23 protein-coding genes are annotated in these 21643 nt (G+C 70.2%); 6 read left to right on the plus strand and 17 right to left on the minus strand.

Annotated elements, in window-relative coordinates; translation table 11 throughout:
- The first annotated feature begins 50 nt into the window (after window positions 1-50).
- Together GTY58_RS20700 and GTY58_RS20705 are read left to right on the plus strand one after the other, a co-directional pair.
- A complete protein-coding gene (locus GTY58_RS20700; RefSeq protein WP_010985393.1) occupies window positions 51-509 on the plus strand; it encodes a hypothetical protein in 459 nt (152 codons plus the stop codon).
- 100 nt (window positions 510-609) lie between these two features.
- A complete protein-coding gene (locus GTY58_RS20705) occupies window positions 610-1341 on the plus strand; it encodes a nucleotidyltransferase family protein (protein WP_010985394.1) in 732 nt (243 codons plus the stop codon).
- A 187-nt stretch (window positions 1342-1528) separates the two neighbouring features.
- Here the strand turns inward: GTY58_RS20705 and GTY58_RS20710 are convergent, their stop codons facing one another.
- The 6 genes from GTY58_RS20710 to GTY58_RS20735 form a co-directional block, all read right to left on the minus strand.
- Window positions 1529-3232, minus strand: a complete 1704-nt coding sequence (locus GTY58_RS20710) for a DoxX family protein (protein ID WP_137865207.1) — start codon at window positions 3230-3232, stop codon at window positions 1529-1531.
- Between the two features lie 132 nt (window positions 3233-3364).
- Window positions 3365-4306, minus strand: a complete 942-nt coding sequence (gene rlmB / locus GTY58_RS20715) for a 23S rRNA (guanosine(2251)-2'-O)-methyltransferase RlmB (protein ID WP_010985396.1) — start codon at window positions 4304-4306, stop codon at window positions 3365-3367.
- 102 nt (window positions 4307-4408) lie between these two features.
- A complete protein-coding gene (gene cysS / locus GTY58_RS20720; protein WP_010985397.1) occupies window positions 4409-5809 on the minus strand; it encodes a cysteine--tRNA ligase in 1401 nt (466 codons plus the stop codon).
- A 210-nt stretch (window positions 5810-6019) separates the two neighbouring features.
- Window positions 6020-6544 carry a 2-C-methyl-D-erythritol 2,4-cyclodiphosphate synthase gene (gene ispF / locus GTY58_RS20725; protein WP_010985398.1) on the minus strand — a complete coding sequence of 175 codons (525 nt, stop codon included), beginning with the start codon at window positions 6542-6544 and terminating at the stop codon, window positions 6020-6022.
- A complete protein-coding gene (ispD, locus tag GTY58_RS20730; protein ID WP_010985399.1) occupies window positions 6534-7286 on the minus strand; it encodes a 2-C-methyl-D-erythritol 4-phosphate cytidylyltransferase in 753 nt (250 codons plus the stop codon). The genes ispF and ispD overlap by 11 nt, the downstream gene beginning before the upstream one ends.
- A gap of 353 nt (window positions 7287-7639) precedes the next feature.
- On the minus strand, window positions 7640-8122 hold the full coding sequence (locus tag GTY58_RS20735; RefSeq protein WP_003953493.1) for a CarD family transcriptional regulator: 483 nt from the start codon (window positions 8120-8122) through the stop codon (window positions 7640-7642).
- A gap of 630 nt (window positions 8123-8752) precedes the next feature.
- On the opposite strand from GTY58_RS20735, the gene GTY58_RS20745 reads away from it, so the two are divergent.
- On the plus strand, window positions 8753-9415 hold the full coding sequence (locus tag GTY58_RS20745) for a copper chaperone PCu(A)C (RefSeq protein WP_010985400.1): 663 nt from the start codon (window positions 8753-8755) through the stop codon (window positions 9413-9415).
- A 198-nt stretch (window positions 9416-9613) separates the two neighbouring features.
- Here the strand turns inward: GTY58_RS20745 and GTY58_RS20750 are convergent, their stop codons facing one another.
- The gene (locus GTY58_RS20750) at window positions 9614-10294 is read right to left on the minus strand and encodes a response regulator transcription factor (RefSeq protein ID WP_009340348.1); all 681 of its coding nucleotides are present in this window, start codon (window positions 10292-10294) and stop codon (window positions 9614-9616) included.
- Entirely contained in the window at window positions 10291-11568 is a 1278-nt protein-coding gene (locus GTY58_RS20755) for an ATP-binding protein (RefSeq protein WP_010985402.1), read from the minus strand. The genes GTY58_RS20750 and GTY58_RS20755 overlap by 4 nt, the downstream gene beginning before the upstream one ends.
- 224 nt (window positions 11569-11792) lie before the next feature.
- Here GTY58_RS20755 and phoU point away from each other — a divergent pair, with 224 nt between their 5' ends.
- A complete protein-coding gene (gene phoU / locus GTY58_RS20760; RefSeq protein ID WP_010985403.1) occupies window positions 11793-12482 on the plus strand; it encodes a phosphate signaling complex protein PhoU in 690 nt (229 codons plus the stop codon).
- Window positions 12483-12697: 215 nt separating this feature from the next.
- Here the strand turns inward: phoU and GTY58_RS39720 are convergent, their stop codons facing one another.
- Both GTY58_RS39720 and GTY58_RS20765 read right to left on the minus strand, forming a co-directional pair.
- Window positions 12698-12850: a hypothetical protein gene (locus GTY58_RS39720; RefSeq protein WP_010985404.1), complete on the minus strand. Its 153-nt coding sequence runs from the start codon at window positions 12848-12850 to the stop codon at window positions 12698-12700.
- A gap of 144 nt (window positions 12851-12994) precedes the next feature.
- The gene (locus GTY58_RS20765; RefSeq protein WP_010985405.1) at window positions 12995-14017 is read right to left on the minus strand and encodes an aldo/keto reductase; all 1023 of its coding nucleotides are present in this window, start codon (window positions 14015-14017) and stop codon (window positions 12995-12997) included.
- 154 nt (window positions 14018-14171) lie between these two features.
- On the opposite strand from GTY58_RS20765, the gene GTY58_RS20770 reads away from it, so the two are divergent.
- Entirely contained in the window at window positions 14172-15110 is a 939-nt protein-coding gene (locus GTY58_RS20770; protein WP_042493339.1) for an AraC family transcriptional regulator, read from the plus strand.
- A gap of 100 nt (window positions 15111-15210) precedes the next feature.
- Here the strand turns inward: GTY58_RS20770 and GTY58_RS20775 are convergent, their stop codons facing one another.
- A complete protein-coding gene (locus tag GTY58_RS20775; RefSeq protein ID WP_010985407.1) occupies window positions 15211-16518 on the minus strand; it encodes an MFS transporter in 1308 nt (435 codons plus the stop codon).
- A gap of 186 nt (window positions 16519-16704) precedes the next feature.
- On the opposite strand from GTY58_RS20775, the gene GTY58_RS20780 reads away from it, so the two are divergent.
- Window positions 16705-17466 (plus strand): phosphoglyceromutase, encoded by a 762-nt coding sequence (locus GTY58_RS20780; RefSeq protein WP_010985408.1) that lies wholly within the window; start codon window positions 16705-16707, stop codon window positions 17464-17466.
- A gap of 80 nt (window positions 17467-17546) precedes the next feature.
- Here the strand turns inward: GTY58_RS20780 and GTY58_RS20785 are convergent, their stop codons facing one another.
- The 6 genes from GTY58_RS20785 to GTY58_RS20810 form a co-directional block, all read right to left on the minus strand.
- On the minus strand, window positions 17547-17726 hold the full coding sequence (locus GTY58_RS20785; protein ID WP_037650832.1) for a hypothetical protein: 180 nt from the start codon (window positions 17724-17726) through the stop codon (window positions 17547-17549).
- A 455-nt stretch (window positions 17727-18181) separates the two neighbouring features.
- The gene (locus tag GTY58_RS20790; RefSeq protein ID WP_010985409.1) at window positions 18182-19498 is read right to left on the minus strand and encodes a tyrosine-type recombinase/integrase; all 1317 of its coding nucleotides are present in this window, start codon (window positions 19496-19498) and stop codon (window positions 18182-18184) included.
- Complete coding sequence (locus GTY58_RS20795) at window positions 19498-19737, minus strand: helix-turn-helix domain-containing protein (RefSeq protein ID WP_010985410.1); 240 nt, start codon at window positions 19735-19737, stop codon at window positions 19498-19500. The genes GTY58_RS20790 and GTY58_RS20795 overlap by 1 nt, the downstream gene beginning before the upstream one ends.
- Entirely contained in the window at window positions 19730-21010 is a 1281-nt protein-coding gene (locus tag GTY58_RS20800) for a replication initiator (RefSeq protein WP_037650861.1), read from the minus strand. The genes GTY58_RS20795 and GTY58_RS20800 overlap by 8 nt, the downstream gene beginning before the upstream one ends.
- A 159-nt stretch (window positions 21011-21169) precedes the next feature.
- Window positions 21170-21421 (minus strand): hypothetical protein, encoded by a 252-nt coding sequence (locus GTY58_RS20805; RefSeq protein ID WP_037650830.1) that lies wholly within the window; start codon window positions 21419-21421, stop codon window positions 21170-21172.
- Window positions 21422-21443: 22 nt separating this feature from the next.
- On the minus strand, window positions 21444-21638 hold the full coding sequence (locus GTY58_RS20810; protein WP_010985413.1) for a hypothetical protein: 195 nt from the start codon (window positions 21636-21638) through the stop codon (window positions 21444-21446).
- Window positions 21639-21643 lie beyond the last annotated feature (5 nt).

Raw genomic sequence — 21643 nt, forward strand, 5'->3', positions numbered from 1 at the left:
ACCGGTGACTAAATGTCGCCAAATCATCACCGCGCGCTACCCTCACTCGCGTGAAGCACTCCACCACTAACCAACGGACCCGGCATGGCCGTGGCCCCGCCCGCCGGATCGGTCGCACCCTCGCCCTCGTTCTGCCTGTCGTCCTGGTGTTCTCCGGGACCCTCGCGGTCACCCGAGTCAACTGGTCGGGGAACTCCTCGCACTCGGTGCTCACCGCATCCGAAGCCTCCTCGTCGGACGTCTCCACACGAGCGTCCTCCCGGGCCGCGCAGGACGTCCTGCGGGACAAGCTCCTGGTGGAACTCCAGGAGAAGAACCCGGGCGTGGCCCTCACCCACCTCCAGGAGGCGGTGCACGACCGTCCGTCGCTGGCGAAGCACTGCGTGTCCATCGCCCGTGCGCTGGGCCGGGCCGCGGTCCGCGTGTACGGGCCGCCGCGGGCCCAGTCGTTCGCCCGCCCCGTCTGCGACACGTCCTTCGCGTCGGGTGTGGCCGCCCAGCACACCTGACCGGGCGAGGCCCGGGGGCAGTCGGCCGTAGGCAGATAACGGCTGGTTAAGGAACGGTTGCCGACAGAACCGCGAGCGGGGCGCCACGTACAGTTCGGTCATGACCGATCCGAACGCCGCGTCGCGTCCCGTTCAAGCCGTTGTCCTGGCCGGTGGGCAGGGCTCCCGACTGCGCCCGTACACCGACGACCGGCCCAAGCCGATGGTCGAGATCCCGGGCACCGGGACCCCGATCATCGGCCATCAGCTCACCTGGCTCGCCGAAGAGGGCGTGACCGACGTGGTGGTCAGCTGCGGGCATCTCGCCGACGTCCTCCAGAAGTGGCTGGACGCGGCCGACCTGCCCCTGAACGTCACGACGGTCGTCGAAACGGAACCGCTCGGCCGCGGCGGCGGCCTCAAGTACGCCGCCGCGCATCTCCCGCACCCGGACAAGCCGTGGTTCGCGACGAACGGTGACATCTGGACCCGTTTCTCGCTGCGCGACATGGCGGACTTCCACACCGAGCGCGACGCGGTGGCGACCCTCGCGCTGGCCCGCCCCCGCATCCCGTGGGGCGCCGTCAAGACGGACGGCTTCGGCCGCGTGACGGACTTCATCGAGGCCCCGCCGACGACGTACGAGATCAACGCGGGCGTCTACGTCTTCTCCGCCGAGTTCGCCGGCATGCTCCCGGAGCGCGGCGACCACGAGCGCACCACGTTCCCCCGCCTGGCCCGCGAACGCCTGCTGGCCGGCTTCCCGATCCCGCAGGGCGCGTACTGGCGCGCCATCGACACGGCGAAGGACCTGACGGAGGCGGCAAAGGAACTGGCGTCCCTGGGCCGCTGAGCCCCCCCCCCGGCCCCGGCGTTCCTGAAGCCCCTCCCGCCCTCCTCGCGGACCACGGCCGCTCCCGGCTCAGGCCGACCGCCCGGGGCGCTGTCGGCTCACGACCCGCTGCGCCCGCCAGCCCACGACGAATGGGCCCCGCACACCTGGTGTGCGGGGCCCCATCCGTGTTCCGGCCTAACGGGCGTTATCCGAGGAGCCCGCCGACCAGTCGGTCCGAGCCGCCGCCCGAGCCGCCGCCCGAGCTGCTGCCGCCCGTGCTGCTCGAACCGCCGGCCGCGCTGCCGCCCGTGCTGCCCGAGCCGCCGGAGGACGACGGGCCCGCGCTCGTGCTCGGCGCCTGCTGCACCGGCGCCGACTGCTGGGGCGGTGCCTGACCGGTGCCCTGCGTCTGGCTGGGCTGGCCGCCCGTGGCCGGACCGCTCTCCCGGATCGCGCCCGGCGTCGTGGCAGCGCCCGAGGGCGACGACGTCGCGCCCTGGGTCGGTGTCTCGGAGGCCGAGGGGCTCGCCCGGTGGTGACGCTTGACGGGCTCCTCGGGCAGCGGGGAGCCCGGCAGTTCGTTGCGCGGCGCCTCCCCCGGACCGGGTACGACGACCCGGTCCGCGTCCCGCACCGCCCCGCCGAGCAGCGAGCCGAGGAGCAGGGTGAGCCCGACGGTGATGGCCGTCACGAGGGCGCCGCGGCGCAGGACGTACCAGCGCAGCTCCCAGATGTCGGCGCGCGGCCCGAGCCTGCGCCAGGCGCCGCCCGCGAGCCGGCCGTCCACGGAGTACACGGGCGCACCGGCGATGATCAGCGGCGACCAGGCGGCGAGGTAGATGATGTCGGGCGCGTCGTAGGCGGGCACCGTCTTCCAGCTGACGGTGACGATGAGCGCGGCCGACAGCATCGCGCCGACGACGGCGGCGACCCGCTGCCAGAGGCCGAGAACCGTGAGGACACCGACGATGACCTGGAGGAAGGCGATGACGAGCCCGGCGCCGACGGGGTGCTGGAGCGCGAACTGCCGCAGGGGCTCGGCGACTTCCCAGGGGTGCAGTGTGTTGAGCCAGGTGACCATCGAGCCGCGCTTGCCGCCGTCGAAGTAGACGGCGTCGCAGAGCTTGCCCATGCCCGCGTAGATGGAGATGAAGCCGAGGAAGACCCGCAGGGGCAGCAGCACCACCCCGAGGTTCATCCGGCGGCCGGGGTAATAGGCGTGCCGGACCGGCTCGTTGCCGTGGCGCTTGGAGGTGGTCTCCTCGTCGTCGAGGCCGTCGTCCCCGAAGCCGTCGTCCTCGAAGCCGTCGTCCGCGAGGTCGTCGTCCGCGAACTCCTGGTCCGCGTAGGCGGGTTCGTCGTACGCGCTGCCGGCGGTGCGCATACCGGGCAGGAGCCGGGTCTCGCCGGAGTGACGCGCTCCGTGGGTGCGCCGGCTGCCGGCGCCGGGCGTCGCGACCGTCTCCCCGGGGAGGTTGCCGACGTCGATGCGGGGAATGACCTGGGTCGCGCCGGCGTCCCCGGCGGGGGCCTCACCGTGGCCCACGCTCGTACTGCGCACGGCTTGCAGCAGACGGTGGGCGCCGGTGTCGTCGGGGGCGGACTTCCCGCTCCAGACGACGGGCGCGCGGCGGCGGGCGCCGGCGGCCTGGCCTGCCGCGCCCGCTCTGCCCGCCGTACCGACGACGGGGACGCGTGCGGTGTCTTCGGTGGCGCTCAAGTGGCGCGCGATGCGCGGGGATCGGGTCGTCCACGCGGAGGCGTTGAGCTGCACACGGAAGCTCGCATGATTGACGATGACCTGCGCCGGATCGCTCGGCACCTTCACCATGCTCAGCGCGGGAGTGTCGTCGAATCCCGACGATCGGTCCCCCGTGGGTGTGCGGGGTGTTCTGGTGTCCACACTCATCTAACCGAGCGACGTGTGGTTAGGACACTGCTTTGACCGGGCGGATCTGTCCGGACCGCGTCAAGGTCGTCCCGGCCACCCGGTTTACCCCGAACGGGTGAGGGCGCTCCCGCGACCTTCTCCCGAAAGCACTCAGCCCCGGCGCCGAGCCGCCTCGTACAGCACAACTCCCGCCGCCACACCGGCGTTCAGAGACTCCGCGCCACCCGGCATCGGAATCCGCACCCGGAAGTCACAGGTCTCGCCGACCAGTCGCGACAGGCCCTTGCCCTCGCTGCCGACGACGATGACCACGGGCCCCGCGAGGGCCTCCAGGTCGCCGAGTTCGACCTCACCGTCGGCGGTGAGTCCGACCACGACGAGGCCTTCCTTCTTGTACGACTCCAGGGTCCGCGTCAGGTTGGTGGCGCGGGCGACGGGCGTACGGGCGGCGGTGCCGGCGGACGTCTTCCAGGCACCGGCGGTCATGCCGGCCGCGCGCCGCTCGGGCACGACGACCCCGTGCCCGCCGAAGGCGGAGACGGAGCGGACGACCGCGCCCAGGTTCCGCGGGTCGGTGACGCCGTCGAGCGCGACGACCAGCGGGTCCTCCCCGACGTCGTACGCGGCGGCAGAGAGGTCCTCCGGGTGCGCGTACTCGTACGGCGGGACCTGGAGGACGAGGCCCTGGTGGTTGAGCCCGTTGGTCATCCGGTCCAGCTCGGGACGCGGGGCCTCCATCAGGTGGATGCCGCCGCGCTCCCCGGCGAGCTGGAGCGCCTCGCGAACCCGCTCGTCGTTGTCGATGAACTGCTGGACGTAGAGCATGGTCGCGGGCACGCCCTCGCGCAGCGCCTCGACGACCGGGTTGCGGCCGACGACCATCTCGGAGGCGGACTTGCCGCCGCGGCCCCGGGGGGCGGGCCGCCGCTGGACCTGCTTGGTCTTGGCGGTGGCGATGCGGTTCTTCTTGTGTCCCTTGCGCATCTCGGCGGGCGGGGTGGGGCCCTTGCCCTCCAGGCCCCGGCGCCGCTGGCCGCCACTGCCGACCTGCGCGCCCTTCTTGCCGGACATGCGGCGGTTGTTAGCAGCCATGACCTACCTGTCTCTGTCTCTGTTCTCTACGCCACCGAAGCGTGCGTACGTACGTATATGAAGTGTGCCGCCCCAAGCTCCGGGCGGCACATCAGCGAGTCCCTAGCGCGGACCGAGCGTCCAGCGCGGTCCCTGCGGGCTGTCCTCGATGACCAGGCCCGACTGGTTGAGCTGGTCGCGGATGGCGTCCGCGGTGGCCCAGTCCTTGCGGGCGCGGGCGGCCTCGCGCTGGTCGAGGACCATGCGTACGAGGGTGTCGACGACGCCGTGGAGGTCCTCGCCCCGGTCGCCCTCACCGGCCCATTGCGGGTCGAGGGGGTCGAGACCGAGGACGCCGAGCATGGCCCGGACCTCGGCGAGGCGGGCGACGGCGGCTTCCTTGTCGTCGGCGGCGAGGGCGGAGTTCCCCTGCCGGACCGTCGTGTGCACGATGGCGAGCGCCTGCGGGACGCCCAGGTCGTCGTCCATCGCCTCGGCGAAGGCGGGCGGCACCTCGGGCGAAGGCTCGACGACTCCCCCGGCCTTCTCGACGACGCGCTGCACGAAGCCCTCGATGCGCGCGAACGCCGACTCGGCCTCGCGCAGGGCCTCTTCGCTGTACTCGATCATCGAGCGGTAGTGCGGGGTGCCCAGGTAGTAGCGCAGCACGATCGGCCGCCACTGCTTGACCATCTCGCTGACGAGCACCGAGTTCCCGAGGGACTTCGACATCTTCTCGCCGCTCATGGTGACCCAGGCGTTGTGCACCCAGTACCTGGCGAACTCGTCGCCGAAGGCCTTGGCCTGCGCGATCTCGTTCTCGTGGTGCGGGAAGATCAGGTCGAGCCCGCCGCCGTGGATGTCGAACGCGCTGCCCAGGTACTTGTGGGCCATGGCGGAGCACTCCAGGTGCCAGCCGGGCCGGCCCCGCCCCCACGGCGTCTCCCAGGTCGGCTCGCCGGGCTTGGCCGCCTTCCACATGGCGAAGTCGCGGGGGTCGCGCTTACCGGTCTCGCCCTCGCCGGAGGGCTGGAGGAGGTTGTCGAGCTCCTGGTTGGACAGCTGGAGGTACTCCGGGAAGGAGCGCACGTCGAAGTACACGTTGCCGTCGGCCTCGTACGCGTGTCCGCGCTCGATGAGCGTGCGCATCATCTCGACCATCTCGGTGATGTGGCCGGTGGCGCGCGGCTCGTAGGTCGGCGGCAGGCAGCCGAGAACGTCGTAGCCGTCGTTGAAGGCGCGCTCGTTCTCGTAGCCGATGGCCCACCAGGGGCGGCCGTGGTCGGCCGACTTGGCGATGATCTTGTCGTCGATGTCCGTGACGTTCCGGATGAACGTCACGTCATAGCCGCGGTACTCGAACCAGCGGCGCATGATGTCGAAGTTGAGGCCGGAGCGGATGTGCCCGATGTGCGGTGCGGCCTGCACGGTGGCGCCACACAGGTAGATCGAGACACAACCCGGCAGAAGCGGGGTGAAGTCACGAATCTGCCGGGCGCTGGTGTCGTACAGGCGAATGGTCACCACTCCAGGGTAGTGGCCCAGGGGTAGTGCCCCGCGACCCTTCCGGCTCAAGGGGCATGTATTCGTGACATAGAGGGGGCATCGCAGCCCGTCCGGCGTTTGGGGGCTGGGCCGTTCGGGCCGGAGCAGGGGTCCGCGGGCCGGCCGCCCCCCAGGCGGCAGCCCGCGAATAAGGGGCAGGTAGGGGCAAAGGGGGCAGAGCCTTCGGGCTCAGCCCGCCCGGACCACCAGCGCCGTGGCGACCGCCATCAGTCCCTCGTCCCGCCCCGGGAAGCCGAGCCCGTCGGTCGTGGCACCCGACACCGAGACGGGCGCGCCGACCGCGTCCGAGAGGATCTTCTGCGCCTCGTCCCGCCGCTTGCCGATCTTCGGGCGCGGTCCGACGACCTGCACGGCGACGTTGCCGATGGTGAAGCCCGCGGCGCGTACGATCCGCGCGGCCTCCGTGAGCAGCGTGACGCCCGACGCACCGGACCACTCGGGCCGCCCGGTGCCGAAGTGCTGCCCGAGGTCACCCAGGCCCGCCGCCGAGAACAGCGCGTTGCACGCGGCGTGCGCGACGACGTCCGCGTCGGAGTGGCCGGCCAGCCCCGGGCCCTCGCCCTCCCACTTCAGTCCCGCGCACCACAGCTCGCGGCCGTCCTCGAACGCGTGGATGTCGGTGCCGATGCCCACCAGGGGAAGCACCACGGGGCCACCCGGCGGCAGCCGGACGTCAGAGGCCTCAGAAGCCATCGTTCAGCCTCCTGCGGGCGAGAACCGCCTCGGCGAGCACGAGATCCAGGGGGCGTGTCACCTTGAACGCCTCCTCGTGACCGGGCACGACCACGACCCGGGCACCGAGCTGCTCGACCATGCTCGCGTCGTCGGTGACGTTGTCGGTGACGGTCTCGTGGGCGCGGACCAGCGTGTCGCGGTCGAAGCCCTGCGGGGTCTGGACGGCACGCAGCCGGGCCCGCTCGGGCGTGGCGACGACGGGCTCGGGCTCCCCGGGCACGGCCGCGGGCTCGACCTGCTTGACGGTGTCGGCGAGCGGCAGCGCCGGGACGACCGCGGGCGCGCCGTCCCGTACCGCCTCGATCACTGCGTCTACCGTGTCGACGGGGACCAGCGGGCGGGCCGCGTCGTGCACGAGCACGATGTCGATGCCGGGCGGCAGCGCGTCGAGGCCGAGCTTCACGGACTCCTGGCGGGACTCACCGCCCGGGACGACGACGAAATCCGTGCGCTCGGGCAGTGCGTGCGCGTCGAGCAGCGACTTGACCTCGGCGGTGCCGTCGGGCGGGGCCACGACGACCACGAGGGAGACGGCACGGGACGCGGCCATCGCGCGTACCGCGTGGATGAGCATGGGCGTGCCGTTCAGCGCGCGGAGCGCTTTGGGGGCGCCGGGACCGAGGCGTACGCCCCGTCCGGCGGCCGGAATCACGGCCGCGGTACGTGCACCCGACGGCGAGGGGCGCGAATCGTCAGACATCGGTTCCTGTCAGGTTTGTGTGCTCAACCTACGTGGGTATGGCCTGGGGGTACCCCCTGCTGGGGGAGTACCGGGCGCGAGGCTTGACCGGACCCTTCCGTGACATCCGGTCGAGCCAGCTGCCCGGGCCCGGCACACCAGGTATCGGGACGTGCGCATTCCCGATCGGCGTACGGGTAGGACCATCGCGCAGGTACAAAAAATTGTGCGGGTAAGAACATGCGGGTACGAACATGCCGCAGCGCCCGGCGACAGCAATTGCGTCATCGGGCACCGCGGCATTTCATTGCGCGTCGTTCATTGCGCTCAGCGGGCGTGTTCCTGCTCAGTGGGCTGAGCGGGCGGCGCCTGCGTCAGGACGCGAGAACCTCGTCGAGCAGGGCCTCGGCCTTGTCCTCGTTCGTGTTCTCCGCGAGGGCGAGCTCGCTCACCAGGATCTGCCGCGCCTTGGCGAGCATGCGCTTCTCACCTGCGGAGAGTCCGCGCTCGCGCTCCCGGCGCCACAGGTCACGCACGACTTCCGCGACCTTGATGACGTCGCCGGAGGCGAGCTTCTCCAGATTTGCCTTGTAACGACGCGACCAGTTCGTGGGCTCCTCGGCATACGGCGCGCGCAGCACCTCGAAGACCCGGTCCAGCCCGTCCTGACCGACCACATCACGCACGCCGACGAACTCCGCATTGTCCGCTGGCACACGCACCGTCAGGTCGCCCTGGGCGACCTTCAGCACCAAGTAGGTCTTGTCCACGCCTTTGATCTGGCGAGTTTCGATAGCCTCGATCAGCGCGGCCCCGTGATGGGGATAGACCACGGTGTCGCCAACCTTGAACGTCATGTGACAGGTACCCCTTCCGTGGCTATCAAGAGTAACACGGAAACGGCGTCTTCTGAATGGCGTTTTCGCAGGTCAGGGCATATCTCAGGGCTTGACAACCGCAACAGGGACGTGCTCCAGGGGGGTAGCGGAAGAGGGTATTCGCAGGTCGGAGCGGCTCTGCGGGCAGGGTGAAACGTGCACGTTACACACCTCGGAAGCCCCCGGCCGGCGCCCGAACATCCCCATTTGTCCACCCCCAAGTGCTCGACTTCAGCTACTCCGTTCGATGACTGGAGTCGGGTACGAGACGAATCCAGAATTGATCAAGTCGGCCGATGATCAATTTTCGGGCCGCCATGCATTCCTTACGGGGCCTTACGAGAAAATCCGCAAGCCGATGGCGACCGCACTTATGTGAATGGCAGACGAGTGCGTGGCCAAAGCGGCCGATCGGGTGGGCGTGAACACGGGGCCGGGGAGGGTTCGCGTACGGCGCCGAAGGGGCCGGTGGGCACGAAGAGGCGGGTCGGGTGCGGCGGCGCGGGAACGGCTCGGTAACCTAAGGCCGCTGACAGACACTTAGGGCGGCTTTACAGCCGTAGGACCGCCCCACCCCGTACCGCCCACGTTCTAGGAGTTGCCGCCGCCGTGAGCAGCAGCCTTCGACGCGGCGCCCTCGCCGCCGCCGCCATCGCGTTCTCGATCGCCTCGCTCGCCGCGTGCGGTGCCGGCAACAACGCCCAGACCCTGGAAGTCAAGCCGGACAACGCGGCCACCAGTGTCGGCGACATCATGGTCCAGAACGCGCTCGTGATCACCCAGCCCGACCCGAAGGCCACGGGTCCGGCCGTGATCTCCGCGACCCTCTTCAACAACGGCCGCACCGCCCAGACCCTGGACTCGATCAGCGTCGAGGGCGACGGCACCGCCGAGCTCTCGCCCGCCAAGGGCAAGGGCAAGGTGACCGTCCCGGCCGGCGGCTCCGTCGTCCTGGGCGGCAAGGGCAACGCCTCCGCCGTGCTGGCCAGCCCCGGTGCGGACGTCAAGACCGGCAACGCCCAGAAGGTCACGTTCTCCTTCAGCAAGACCGGTGACGTGAGCCTGCGCGCGTTCGTCGTCCCGGCCGAGAGCTACTTCAGCAAGTGGGGCCCGAGCCAGATCCCGGCGGCGCCGGGCGCCACGGCGTCGGCCACGGCCACCGCGACCACCAGCCCGTCCGGGTCGGCGTCGGGCACCCCCACGGACAAGGCGTCGAGCTCCACGGCGACCGCCACGGCGACGGCGACCGCGTCGAACTCCGCCGGTCACTGATCTCCGTACGGCCGGATCGACTCCGTACGACCGGATCGACTCCGTTCGGCCGGGTCGTCTCCGTACGACCGGATCGGCTCCGTACGGGGACGGCCCTGCCGTACGCACGAAGGGCGGGACCCCTCCTGGGGTGCCGCCCTTCGTCGTGCCCTGCTTCTTGCCGTTGCCCTGCTTCGGTGCGCGCGCCGCGCCGCCGGCCTACGGCTCGAACTTGTAGCCGAGACCACGCACCGTCACCAGGTACCGCGGCGCGCCCGGGTCCGGCTCGATCTTCGCGCGCAGGCGCTTCACGTGGACGTCCAGGGTCTTGGTGTCACCGACGTAGTCGGCGCCCCACACCCGGTCGATGAGCTGCATGCGGGTCAGGACGCGGCCCGCGTTGCGCAGCAGCATCTCCAGGAGGTCGAACTCCTTCAGGGGAAGGTCGACCTTGGAGCCGGAGACGGTGACCACGTGGCGGTCGACGTCCATGCGCACCGGACCTGCCTCCAGGGCGGCCGGGGTGACCTCCTCGGGCTCCCCGCGGCGGCGCAGGACGGCCCGGATGCGGGCGACCAGTTCGCGGGAGGAGAAGGGCTTGGTGACGTAGTCGTCGGCTCCTATCTCCAGCCCGACGACCTTGTCGATCTCGCTGTCCTTGGCGGTGACCATGATCACCGGCACGTTGGAGCGGCCACGCAGCTGACGGCAGACCTCCGTGCCCGGCAGACCGGGCAGCATCAGGTCGAGCAGCACGAGGTCGGCGCCGTTGCGCTCGAACTCGTCCAGACCGTCGGGGCCGGTGGTCGCGATGGCGACCTCGAAGCCCTCCTTGCGAAGCATGTAGGACAGGGCGTCGCTGAAGGACTCCTCGTCCTCGACGACGAGCACTCGGGTCACGGAAGGACCTCCGGGGCAGGGAGCGGTTCATACGTGGATGAGACGGTGGTCGTCCCGTCAGGCTGCCCGTCCTCGTCGTCCTCGTCGAGGCCGGGCGTCAGGAGTGCGCGTTCACGGTCGCGGGCCGTGCCCGCCTCCGGCAGCCGCAGGGTGAACGTGGAGCCCTGTCCCTCGGAGCTCCACACCGTGACCTCCCCGCCGTGCGAGGCGGCCACGTGCTTGACGATCGCGAGTCCGAGGCCCGTACCGCCGGTGGCACGGGAGCGGGCCGGGTCGACGCGGTAGAAGCGCTCGAACACGCGCTCCCGGTCCTTCTCGGAGATACCGATGCCCTGGTCGGTCACGGCGAGCTCGATCAGGTCTCCGCCGGGCGCGGTCACCCGGCGGGCGGCTATGCCCACGCGGGTGCGGGCGGGCGAGTAGTTGACGGCGTTCTCCACGAGGTTTCCGAGGGCGGCGGCCAGCTGGCCGCGGTTCCCCCAGACGTGCAGCTCGGCGGTGCCGCCGGCGGCCATCGTGATCTGCTTCGTACCGGCCTGGTGCCGGCAGCGGTCGATGGCCTCGGCGACGAGTTCGTCGACGCGTACGGGCTCCGCGTCCTCGAGGGGATCGTCGTTCTGGACCCGGGACAGGTCGATGAGCTCCTGCACGAGATTCGTCAGCCGGGTGGCCTCTATCTGCATGCGTCCGGCGAAACGCTCCACCGCTTCCGGATCGTCGGAGGCGTCCATGACGGCCTCCGACAGGAGGGAGAGCGCGCCGACGGGGGTCTTGAGCTCATGGCTGACGTTCGCGACGAAGTCGCGGCGTACGGCCTCGATGCGGCGGGCCTCGGTGAGGTCCTCGACGAGCAGGAGCACCAGCCGGGACCCGAGGGGCGCCACACGCGCGGACACGGCGAGGGCCTCGCCGCGGCCGGTCCCGCGCCGGGGCAGGTCGAGCTCGACCTGGCGTATTTCCCCGTCACGCCGCGTGTCGCGGGTCATCTTGATCATGGGTTCGATGGCGAGTTTCCCGCCCCGCACCAGCCCGAGGGCGTACGCGGCGGAGCTGGCCTTGACGACGGCGTCGGCCTCGTCGAGTACGACGGCCGAGGACCGCAGCACGGACAGCACGGTGTCGACGCCCGGCGGAAGCACGGGGTCCGTGTGCAGGGAGGTGCGAGTGGGGCGCTTCTGGTCGCGCTCGCTCCAGCGGAACGCCAGCATGGCGATGACACCGGTAAGTACTCCGGCGATCGCTGCCGCTGCGGCGACCGCCGCGTTCACGTCCATGCATCCAGGTTAGGCATGTCGTCCCACCTGACCACAGCCATCGGCGTGCGACCTCGAACACTCGTCGCCCAGAGTTCACCTGGGAGCTAGTAATGGTTCATTTGGGGTGACGGAAACGGACGCGTCGGGGCCGGACCGTGGGAGCGTGGGGTTCACAGTGCCGGTCCGACTACGGCGCCGGCTCCCCGGAACCCCTGAAAGAGACGTAAGAGAGGGACACCCTGATGCGGGACGCGTACCACGAGGAACTTGACTCGATCGGCGAGGGCCTGGTCGAGATGGCCCGGCTGGTCGGGTCGGCGATCGGACGCGCCACGACCTCGATCCTCGACTCCGACCTGAAGCTGGCCGAGAGCGTGATCGCGGCCGACCAGAAGGTCGACGACCTCCAGCACGACCTGGAGGCGCGCGCCATAGCCCTGCTGGCCCGCCAGCAGCCGGTGGCGACGGACCTTCGTATCGTCGTGACGTCGCTGCGCATGTCGGCGGACCTGGAGCGCTCCGGCGACCTGGCCCAGCACGTCGCGAAGCTGGCCCGGCTGCGCTTCCCGGAGCGCGCGATCCCGCACGACCTGCACGCGACCATCCTGGAGATGGGCCAGCTGGCGCAGCGCCTGATGGCGAAGGCGGCGGAGGTCATCATCACGAAGGACGTCGACCTGGCGCTCCAGCTGGAGCAGGACGACGACGAGATGGACCTGCTGCACCGCACGCTCTTCCAGCACCTGATGGACGACCGCTGGAAGCACGGCATCGAGACGGCCGTCGACGTCACCCTCCTCGGCCGCTACTACGAGCGCTTCGCGGACCACGCGGTGTCGGTCGCGAAGCGGGTGGTGTACCTGGTGACGGGCGAGCACGCGGACGAGCTTCAGGCGGACATCCAGCCGGTCACCGGGGTGGAGGGGGCGTAGCGGTGGGGGCGTAACAGTCCTCGGGGCCGTGCCCGCGTCAAAGGGGGCGCGGCGGGTTTCCAGGCCGCCCGTCCATGCCGAAGGGGCCGCCCTGTCACCGGGGCGGCCCCTTCGTCCGTACTTATGCGTCTGTACCTACGTCTGTGCCTACGTCTGTGCCTAGGTCTGCACCTGCGTATGCACCTACGCATGTACCTACGTCTGTATCTACGCGGTCAGCCGCACTGGCAAGGATTGCCCGACTGACACCCGCACCCGCAGCCGGAGCCGCAGCCGCAGGCGCCGAACAGGGGCAGGCTCTTGATCTCGGCGGGGTGTTGCGTCTCGCGCTCCTGTGTCGGATCGGGCGTGCTGGGGGTCTCAGCCATGGGTCCCTCCTCGAGACGTGCCTACCCCCATTGCATGCCCGTTCTGCTGGGCGCATCAACGGCGCACGGAGGCGTCCCGCGCCCCCGCCGCAGTCCCGCGCGCCTGCGGAAGCCCCCGGGCGTACGAGCTGCGGGGGCCGGACCTCACCAGGACGGCATCATCACCTCGGGGTAGCGGGACCCCGCCGCGCCTTTCGGCAGGATCTCCTGGACCCGGACGAGATCCGCCGGCGTGAGCGTGACGTGCGCCGCCGCGACGTTCTCGGCCAGGCGCTGCGGGCTCCGGGTCCCCGGGATCGGCACGATGTCGTCGCCCTGGGCCAGCAGCCAGGCCAGCGCCAGTTGCGTGACGGAGATGCCCTTGGCCGCCGCGAGCGTGGTCAGTTCGCTGACGGCGGCCACGTTCTTCTCGTAGTTGCCGGGCTGCCAGCGGTCGTCCCAGCTGCGCATGTCGTCCGCGGGGTATGCGCTGGCGGGCCGCACCGCGCCGGTGAGGAAACCCCGGCCCAGCGGCGAGTACGGCACGAAGCCGATGCCCAGCTCGCGCACCACCGGCAGCACGTCGGCCTCCACGGCACGCTCGAACACCGAGTACTCGGTCTGTAGTACGGACACCGGGTGGACGGCGTGGGCGCGCCGGATGATCTCGGGACCGGCCTCGCTGAGCCCGAAGTACCGCACCTTGCCCTCGGCGATCAGTTCGCCGACGGTGCCCGCCACGTCCTCGATCGGTACATCGGGGTCGACGCGGTGCTGGTAGAGGACGTCGATGTGGTCGGTGCCGAGGTGGCGCAGGCTGTTCTCGGTGACCTCACGGATGTGTCCGGGGCGGCTGTCCAGCGCGACTCCGACGTTGGCCGGGTCACTGAGGTCGAAGCCGAACTTGGTCGCGAGGACGACCTCGTCCCGGAAGCCCTTGACCGCCCGGCCGAGCAGTTGCTCGTTGCTGCCGGTGCCCATGCCGTACAGCTCGGCGGTGTCGAAGAGGGTGACGCCCAGCTCGTACGCCCGGTGGATGGTGGCGATGCCGCCGGGCTCGTCGCCGGCCCCGTACGCCATGGTCATGCCCATCGTGCCGAGGCCGATCGCGCCCGCCTCGAGCCCCTGGGTGCCGAGTGTGCGCTTCGGGAGGGTGCGCTTCGGAAGGGTGTTGTCCTGCTGTGTCATGCCGTCAACGCTAGGAGCGCATGCGCCGGAAGGCATGGGCCGGAGACCGCATAGGATTGCCTGATCCTCTCAGCGCTCATGGCGTCTCAGCGCTCATGGCGTCTCAGCGCTCATGGTGTCTCAGCGCTCATGGTGTCTCGGTAAGGAGCGCTTCATGCCGGAGCACGTGCCTGAGCACCTGCCGGACCGACTCGGCGGGCTCGATTCGCTCGCGGCGGCCATCGCCCGCCACAACGAGGGTCTGTGGTCCGACAGTGCGGTGCCCCGTCTGACGCTGGTCGCGCTCGACGAGCTCATCGCACCCGTCGATCTGCTCTACGCGCCGATGATCTGCTTCATCGCCGACGGCGCGAAGCGCACCCTCGCGGGTGACCGGAGCTGGGTGACCGGGCGGGGCGACATGTTCCTCAACTCACTCGTACTGCCCGTCACCTGTACGTTCGAGCAGGCGCCGTACCGCTCGGCGGTGCTGCATCTCGACGGCCGTCTGCTCGCCGATCTGCTGCTGGAACTGGACGGCACGGATCCGCTTCCGCTCCCCCGGCCCGGTGCTCCCGGCGCGCAGGTCACCGCCTCCATGACGCCGGCGCTCCTCGACGCGGTCACGAGGTGGGTACGGCTGCTCGACACCCCGGACGACATCCGCCCGCTGGCCTCCCGCATCGAGGCCGAAATCCTCTACCGGCTGCTCGCCGGCCCGCTCGGGCCGATCCTGCGCCAGTACACGCTGGCCGACTCCGGCGCGGCCAGGGTGCGCGTGGCGGCCGCGTACATCTCCACCCACTACGCCGAGCCGCTCAGCATCGCCACGATCGCGGCGACGGCGCATATGAGCCCAGCCACGCTGCACCGGCACTTCAAGGCCGCCACCGGCATGAGCCCGCTCAGGTTCCAGAAGCTCCTGCGCCTCCAGGAGGCGCGACGTCAGTTGGTCGCCGGCAACACCACGGCGGCCGTGGTCGCCGAGGCGGTCGGGTACGCGAGCGCGACCCAGTTCAACCGCGAGTACCGCCGCACCTACGGCCTGCCGCCGGGCCAGGACGCGTCGCTCCTGCGGGGCCGGCTGACGGAGGCGCGGGGGCGGGCTGACTGAGACGCGAGAGGCCGGCTGACCGTGACGCGGGGGGCGGGCTGACCGTGACGCGGGGGGGCGGGCTGACCGATGTGCGGGTCACCGGCCGACCGACCCGGGGTCATGTCGCGCTGACCTCGGGCTTCCCCCCGGCCGGGGACGGGGCGGCGGGTTCCTGGACCGGAGCCACCACGGCGGGTTCCTGGACCGGAGCCGCAACGGCGGGCTCCTGGACCGGCAGCCGCCGCATCAGTGCCGCGTACCCCACCCCCGCTCCCGTCCCCACCACCGCACACAGCCCCCACAGCCACTCAGCCCCGAACCGGTCGATGACGAACCCGGCCAGCAACGGGGCCACCAGAGCCGCGACCGACCAGGACAGGGTGTACATGCCCTGGTAGCGGCCCCGGCCGTGGGTCGGGGAGAGGCCGACGACCAGGCCTGTCTGCGTGGGCGCGTTGACGATCTCCGCGAGGGTCCACACGCACACCGTCAGCGCGAAGACGCCGACCGAGCCCGCGAAGGCCGTGAGTCCGAAGCCGTACCCGGCCAGCAGGGACGAGAGCACGAGCAGCCGCCTGGGATCCCGGTGTTCGATGAAACGGGTGACCGGGATCTGCAACGCGACGATCAGTACGCCGTTGACCGCGATCGCCATGCCGTAGTCCGCGGGTGTGAAGCCGGCCTCGCCCATCGCGACCGGAAGCCCCACCGAACCCTGCTGGAACACGAGCGCGACCAGGAAGGACAGGCCGACGACACTCATGAAGCGACCGTCGCGCAGGACGGTCCGGAGGCCGACCTCGGGCTCGGCGGACGCCTTGCCCGTGGGGGCGGGCCGGGACTCCGGAAGCTTGGCGAAGACGACGAGCGCGCAGATCAGCGTCATGCCCGCCTCGATCAGAAACCCGGCGAGGTAGCTGAACTCGGCGATGAAACCGGCGGCCATGGAGGAGATCGCGAACCCGAGGTTGATGGCCCAGTAGTTGAGCGAGAACGCCCGGACGCGGTCCTCGGGCCGGACGATGTCCGCCATCATCGCCTGCACGGCGGGCCGCGAGGCATTGCTCGTCATACCGACGAGGAAGGCCACGGCCGCGATCGCGACCGGGTCGTGCATGAAGCCGAGCAGCGCGACGGAGACGGCGGTGGACGACTGCGCGATGAGCAGCGTGGGCCGCCGCCCGAGCCGGTCGGCCATCACCCCCGCGCCGAGCGAGGAGACGACCCCGCCGAGGCCGTGGAGTGACGCCACCAGCCCGGCGTACGAGGCGGAGTACCCGCGGTCCAGCGTCAGGTACAGCGCCATGAACGTGGCGACGAAGGCGCCGAGCCGGTTGACGAGGGTGCTTGTCCACAGCCACCAGAACTCGCGCGGGAGCCCTGAGACGGTCTCGCGGGCAGCGCGTCTCAGGGAGACGGGTGACATGGAAACCCCCACAGGTCAGACAGGTGCGGTAAGTGGCTCAAGCGGTGATCACACGTTACGGGCGCTGGGTCGGCACGAGCCACTCGATTAACAGAAGCCGTCAACTGGGGGGGCATGGCGGGGCAGGGGCGTCCGCCTGTCGGCCGGGCGCGCGAGCGGTCTGCGGCTTCGATTACGCTCGGACACATGGCCGACGCACCGTACAAGCTGATCCTCCTCCGCCACGGCGAGAGCGAATGGAACGCGAAGAACCTGTTCACCGGCTGGGTGGACGTCAACCTCAACGAGAAGGGCGAGAAGGAGGCTGTCCGCGGCGGTGAGCTGCTGAAGGACGCCGGCCTGCTGCCCGACGTGGTCCACACGTCGCTCCAGAAGCGCGCGATCCGCACCGCCCAGCTCGCGCTGGAGTCCGCGGACCGCCACTGGATCCCGGTCCACCGCTCGTGGCGCCTGAACGAGCGTCACTACGGCGCCCTCCAGGGCAAGGACAAGGCGCAGACGCTCGCCGAGTTCGGCGAGGAGCAGTTCATGCTCTGGCGCCGCTCGTACGACACCCCGCCCCCGCCCCTCGCGGACGGCTCCGAGTTCTCCCAGTCGGACGACCCGCGCTACGCCTCCATCCCCCCGGAGCTGCGCCCCAAGACGGAGTGCCTCAAGGACGTCGTCAACCGGATGCTCCCGTACTGGTACGACGGCATCGTCCCGGACCTGCTGACCGGCCGCACGGTCCTGGTCGCGGCCCACGGCAACAGCCTCCGCGCCCTGGTCAAGCACCTCGACGGCATCTCCGACGAGGACATCGCGGGCCTGAACATCCCGACGGGCATCCCGCTGTCCTACGAACTCGACACGGACTTCAAGCCGCTCAACCCGGGCGGCACCTACCTCGACCCGGACGCGGCGGCGGCGGCGATCGAGGCGGTCAAGAACCAGGGCAAGAAGAAGTAATCACGCACCGCTAAGCCCCCGACCTGCGAGTTCTTCGCGGGGCGGGGGCTTTTTGGTGGGGCTGGGCCGTCTCTGGGCCGTCAGGTGCGTCGACGCCAGCGGCGGACGCGAATGTCGAAGACGATCAGCAGCGCCACGGGAATGGTGACCTGCGGGGGAGCGTCCGCCCAGAGGGCGAGTGCGCCGCCGGCCGTGCCGATGAGTGCGATCGGCCGATCGCGAGGGCAGATGTCGACGGTGACGCCTGCGCGTGGGACCATTGGGCCCTCCAGCTGTGCTTGGTTCACTTGCCAAGGTGATGTCTGAACGCGGCAATGGAGGCGAATGCCGCCCATACCCGGGCGGCATTCGCATGCCGCGGAGACTTTCCCATAGCTGTCACCGGTCACACAAACGTGCAGCTAAAAGACGCGTTGTCCACAAGCGTGAACCCATTGTCCACGGGCGTGGACAGTCGGAGATTCTGATCCCTCCAATAATTCTTGGGGTTCTCCGAGGCTTCCACGCTTCACTCCCCGTGTGTTGTCGACACTCCCCGTGTGTGGCCGAGGCTCCCCGTGTGTTTTCAACGCGCCCCGTGTGTTGTTGACGTTCTCCCAGGTGCCCCGTGTGCTGTCGAGTCTCTACCAGGGGCCCCACCCTGTCGCCGAGGCTCCCGCGTGCCGCCTAGATTCCTTGAGCGGCTATCTCTGAACCGTCTTATCTGGCTGTGAATTCACTTCGTTTGGTGGGGCGATATTCCTGGCTCTTGGTGAGGGATATCGGATTCGCTCTCTCGCAGTTTGATCCTTGCGGGAGTTCTAAGAAGGATTGAGTTTTCGTAGGTGGTGGCGATGGCCTTACGAGTGCGTTCCTGGCTGGAAGGCATGAGGTGTGCGTACACACGCAGCGTGAGGCCTGGGTCCGAGTGGCCGAGGTACTCGGCGAGGGCCTTGATGTTCTCCCCGGCGTCCAGTAGCACCGAGGCGTAGAAGTGGCGGAGGGCGTGCATGCCGTTTTCGCGGGACTCGGCGTACGACTTGCCCGGCTTCCGGTCGGGGATAACCCCGGCCGAGGCCAGCGCCCGCTTCCACGCCTCCTCGTTGAGCGACGTCCGCCAGACGTGACCACCGCGCGGCCCGGTGAAGATCAGCCGCTTGGTGATCAGAGGCCCGTCTGCCACCTTCCACGGCAAGGTGATGTCGACCGGCGGGAACCGCTTCATGTGGGCCCGCAGGGCATCAGCGACCGGCCCGGGAAGCGGCACGTCCCGGAGCTTGCCACCCTTGGGCGGGGCGAAGACGGCCTTGCTTCGGCTCAGCTTGAGTTGCTGGACCACGTGCAACGTGTCCGACTCGAAGTCGATCGCGTCGACGGCGATGCCGAGGATCTCGCCCTGGCGTAACCCGCAGCCGCCACCCAGGTCGACCATGGCCCGGAACCGCTCGGGCATGCCGGCCCGGACGGCAAAGACCCGTTCCGGTGTCCGAGCAACGCGCCTGTCATCGACGGTCGGCGGCCGGACCGATCGAGCCGCACATGGATTCCGGGAAAGGTGCCCGTCGTCCACGGCCGCGCTGAGGGCGGCACGCACGTTGGAGTAGATGGTGCGGGCGTACGAGCCCCGGATGCCGTTCTCGCTCAGCTGCCGCACCCAGTCACGGATGTGCGCAGGCTGGAAGGAGCCGAGCGGGCGTGATCCCAAGTACGGGAAGGCGTGCAGCCGAAGCTGCGACTCCATCGAAGCCTGGGTGTTCGGGTCGGCTCCCTGGGTGGATACCCACGTCTCGGCGTACTGCTGGAAGGTGACCCGAGCGGCACGCGGGTCGATGTACTGCCCGCGTGCCATGTCCGCCTCGGTGTGGGCGAGCCACTGATCCGCAAGCCGCTTCTGCCTGTCGGGGAAGCTCTTGGACTTCTCCGTACCGTCCGGGCCGACGTACCGCGCGCGGTAGCGCGCACCCGAGCCATAGCGGTCGCTCTTCACTCTGCGGGTCTTGCCGTCCGGACCGACCTCGGTCTTGTACCAGCGGTCTTGGATGTGTCCGGCCATCAGGCCGCCGCCCCCTCACGCCGGGAGTCCACCCAGGCGCGCACGTCGGCCGGGTCGAAGCGGAGGTGCCGGCCGACGCGGAACCCACGGGGCCCGGTGCGCTTGCGTCGCCACTGGTAGACCGTCTCGACGCTGGGCAACTCGAACATCTCCACCAGGTCGTCAGGCGTCAGGTACCGCGAGGGCAGGGTGCGCGGTTCGGTGGCCACGTCGGCCAGGGCGAGGCGTCGGCTAGCCACGGGTGAGTTCTCCTTCGGTTCCGGGGGCGGGTTCGATGGACGCGGCCAGCCAGGCTTCGGCGTCGGAGAGGCCGGTCCCGGCGAAGACCCAGTGCGCGAGGACGTACGTCGTCTCGGGGGCGGGTGCGTTCGCTGCTGCCTGTGCTCGTCGCCATTCGGCGCGGGCGTCGCGGAGTGCGCCGAGGGTGGTGGAGTAGCGGCGGGACTTGGTGGAGAAGTGGCCGCGGAAGCCGAGCATGTGCGCCCAGGCGCGCAGGCGGAGGTGTTCGAGGTCCTTGCGTGCGCCGAGCGCCCAGGCGGTTCGGATCAGGCGGCGCGCGTGCTCGCTGATGTCGAGCTGGGCGAGTTCGGCGACGAACTTCAGCGGGCGGTCGAGAGCTCCCGTGGCTGTCTCCGAGCCCTTGGTGGCGTACTTGGCGATGTAGGCGGCGACGGCGCGTTCGGTGAGCTCCTGGCCGTCGTTGAAGTCGGCGGATCGGATGGTGCGGACGTCGAGTTGGCGGCCGAAGGCGAACACGTGGGCGCGGCCGTCGATGGTCGGGCCGTCGACACGGACCTTGGACGCGGCAGCGCCGATGGCATCGGTCAGCAGCTCGGCGGTGGCCCATGACGGAGGCGGAGTCTCGCCGCCGCCGGGGCCGTCGATGCGTATGACCGCGTGGAAGTGGACCGCGCCGCGCTTCTGGTACTCGGCGACCTTGGCGAAGGAGACACGTGCATGGTCGCGGAGCTCCCGCTGTGACAGGCCCGCACGCTTGCTGACCTCTCGGCGCAGGTAGATGGAGAAGCGGCGCCAGAGGGGACCAGCGTGCGCGTTCCAGAGGACGGCGGCCTCGTAGTCGTAGGTGGCCGGGTTGAGCGGGGTGCCGAGTTGCCCGTCCTCCTGGTCGTGCTGGGTGCCGCAACGGCAGGGGCGTCCGTCGGTACGGCGGTTGTGGACCGGGCCGAAGCCGGGGGCGGTGAAGGTGGCGAAGACGCGAGGGTGGGTGGCGACGTGTTCGGGGGTGCCCTTGCCGCCGCGCAGTCCGGCGGTGATCAGTTGAAAGGTGTCGCGGCGGTAGACCTCGGAGCAGGCCGGGCAGCGGGTCGTGCGGCGGTTGTTGCAGCGGACGAGGAGTTGGCCGGCCGGGAGGTCGCCCGAGTCGAGGTGGTGGAGGACGCGGCCGATCTCGCCGGTGGCGGTGTCGACGTCGTATTCGGTGCGGTGGCCGTCGAGGCGGATCGGGTGGGTACAGCCGCCGAGGCCGGAGAGTTGCCGGAGGATACCGGGCAGGGTGCCGCCTGCGGCGAGGTTGCTGAGTTCCGGAAGAGGGGGCGGGGTGGCGCGGGCGAAGATGACGGTTCTCCTTCTGACGGGCACTTCGGGAGGGGTGGGCCGCCGGGGCGGCGGGTACGTGGCTGTGTCACGCCGCCCCGGAGGTCTGGCCGCAGGTCAGCGGCGGTGGTGGTCGCGGAGCAGGGAGCGCAGGACCACGGCGGCGACAGCGACCGAGATGGCCGTGACGGCGACGGCGGCCAAAAGCGCGGTGAGGACGACTCCGCCGACGAGGACGGCCGCGACGGTCTTCTGATCGATGGAGACCGACGGGAGCGAGCGCCGGACCGGGACGGGGGCCGGGTCGGTCGGGGCGTGGGTGTGTGCGGGCGGCGGGGTGGGGTTTTCCGGGTACTTGGGCAGGAACACGGCGGACTCCTTATCTACTCGTCTAGTCATGTGAGCCGTTTACGACGTCCACGCCGGAGCGCGTGCCGGACTCGATGGCGGGGGCGAGGAAGGTGCGCGAGAGCCAGAAGCCGAAGAGGGTGATCAGGACGACGATCCAGATGCGGACACCGAGGTACTTGACGGCCGCCCAGGCGAAGAAGCCGAGGACGACGACGAGCGGCAGGCTGACGGTCACGGGGT

Origin of the sequence: Streptomyces sp. SID5469 (genome assembly GCF_009862865.1) — a bacterium.
Classification (GTDB): domain Bacteria; phylum Actinomycetota; class Actinomycetes; order Streptomycetales; family Streptomycetaceae; genus Streptomyces; species Streptomyces avermitilis.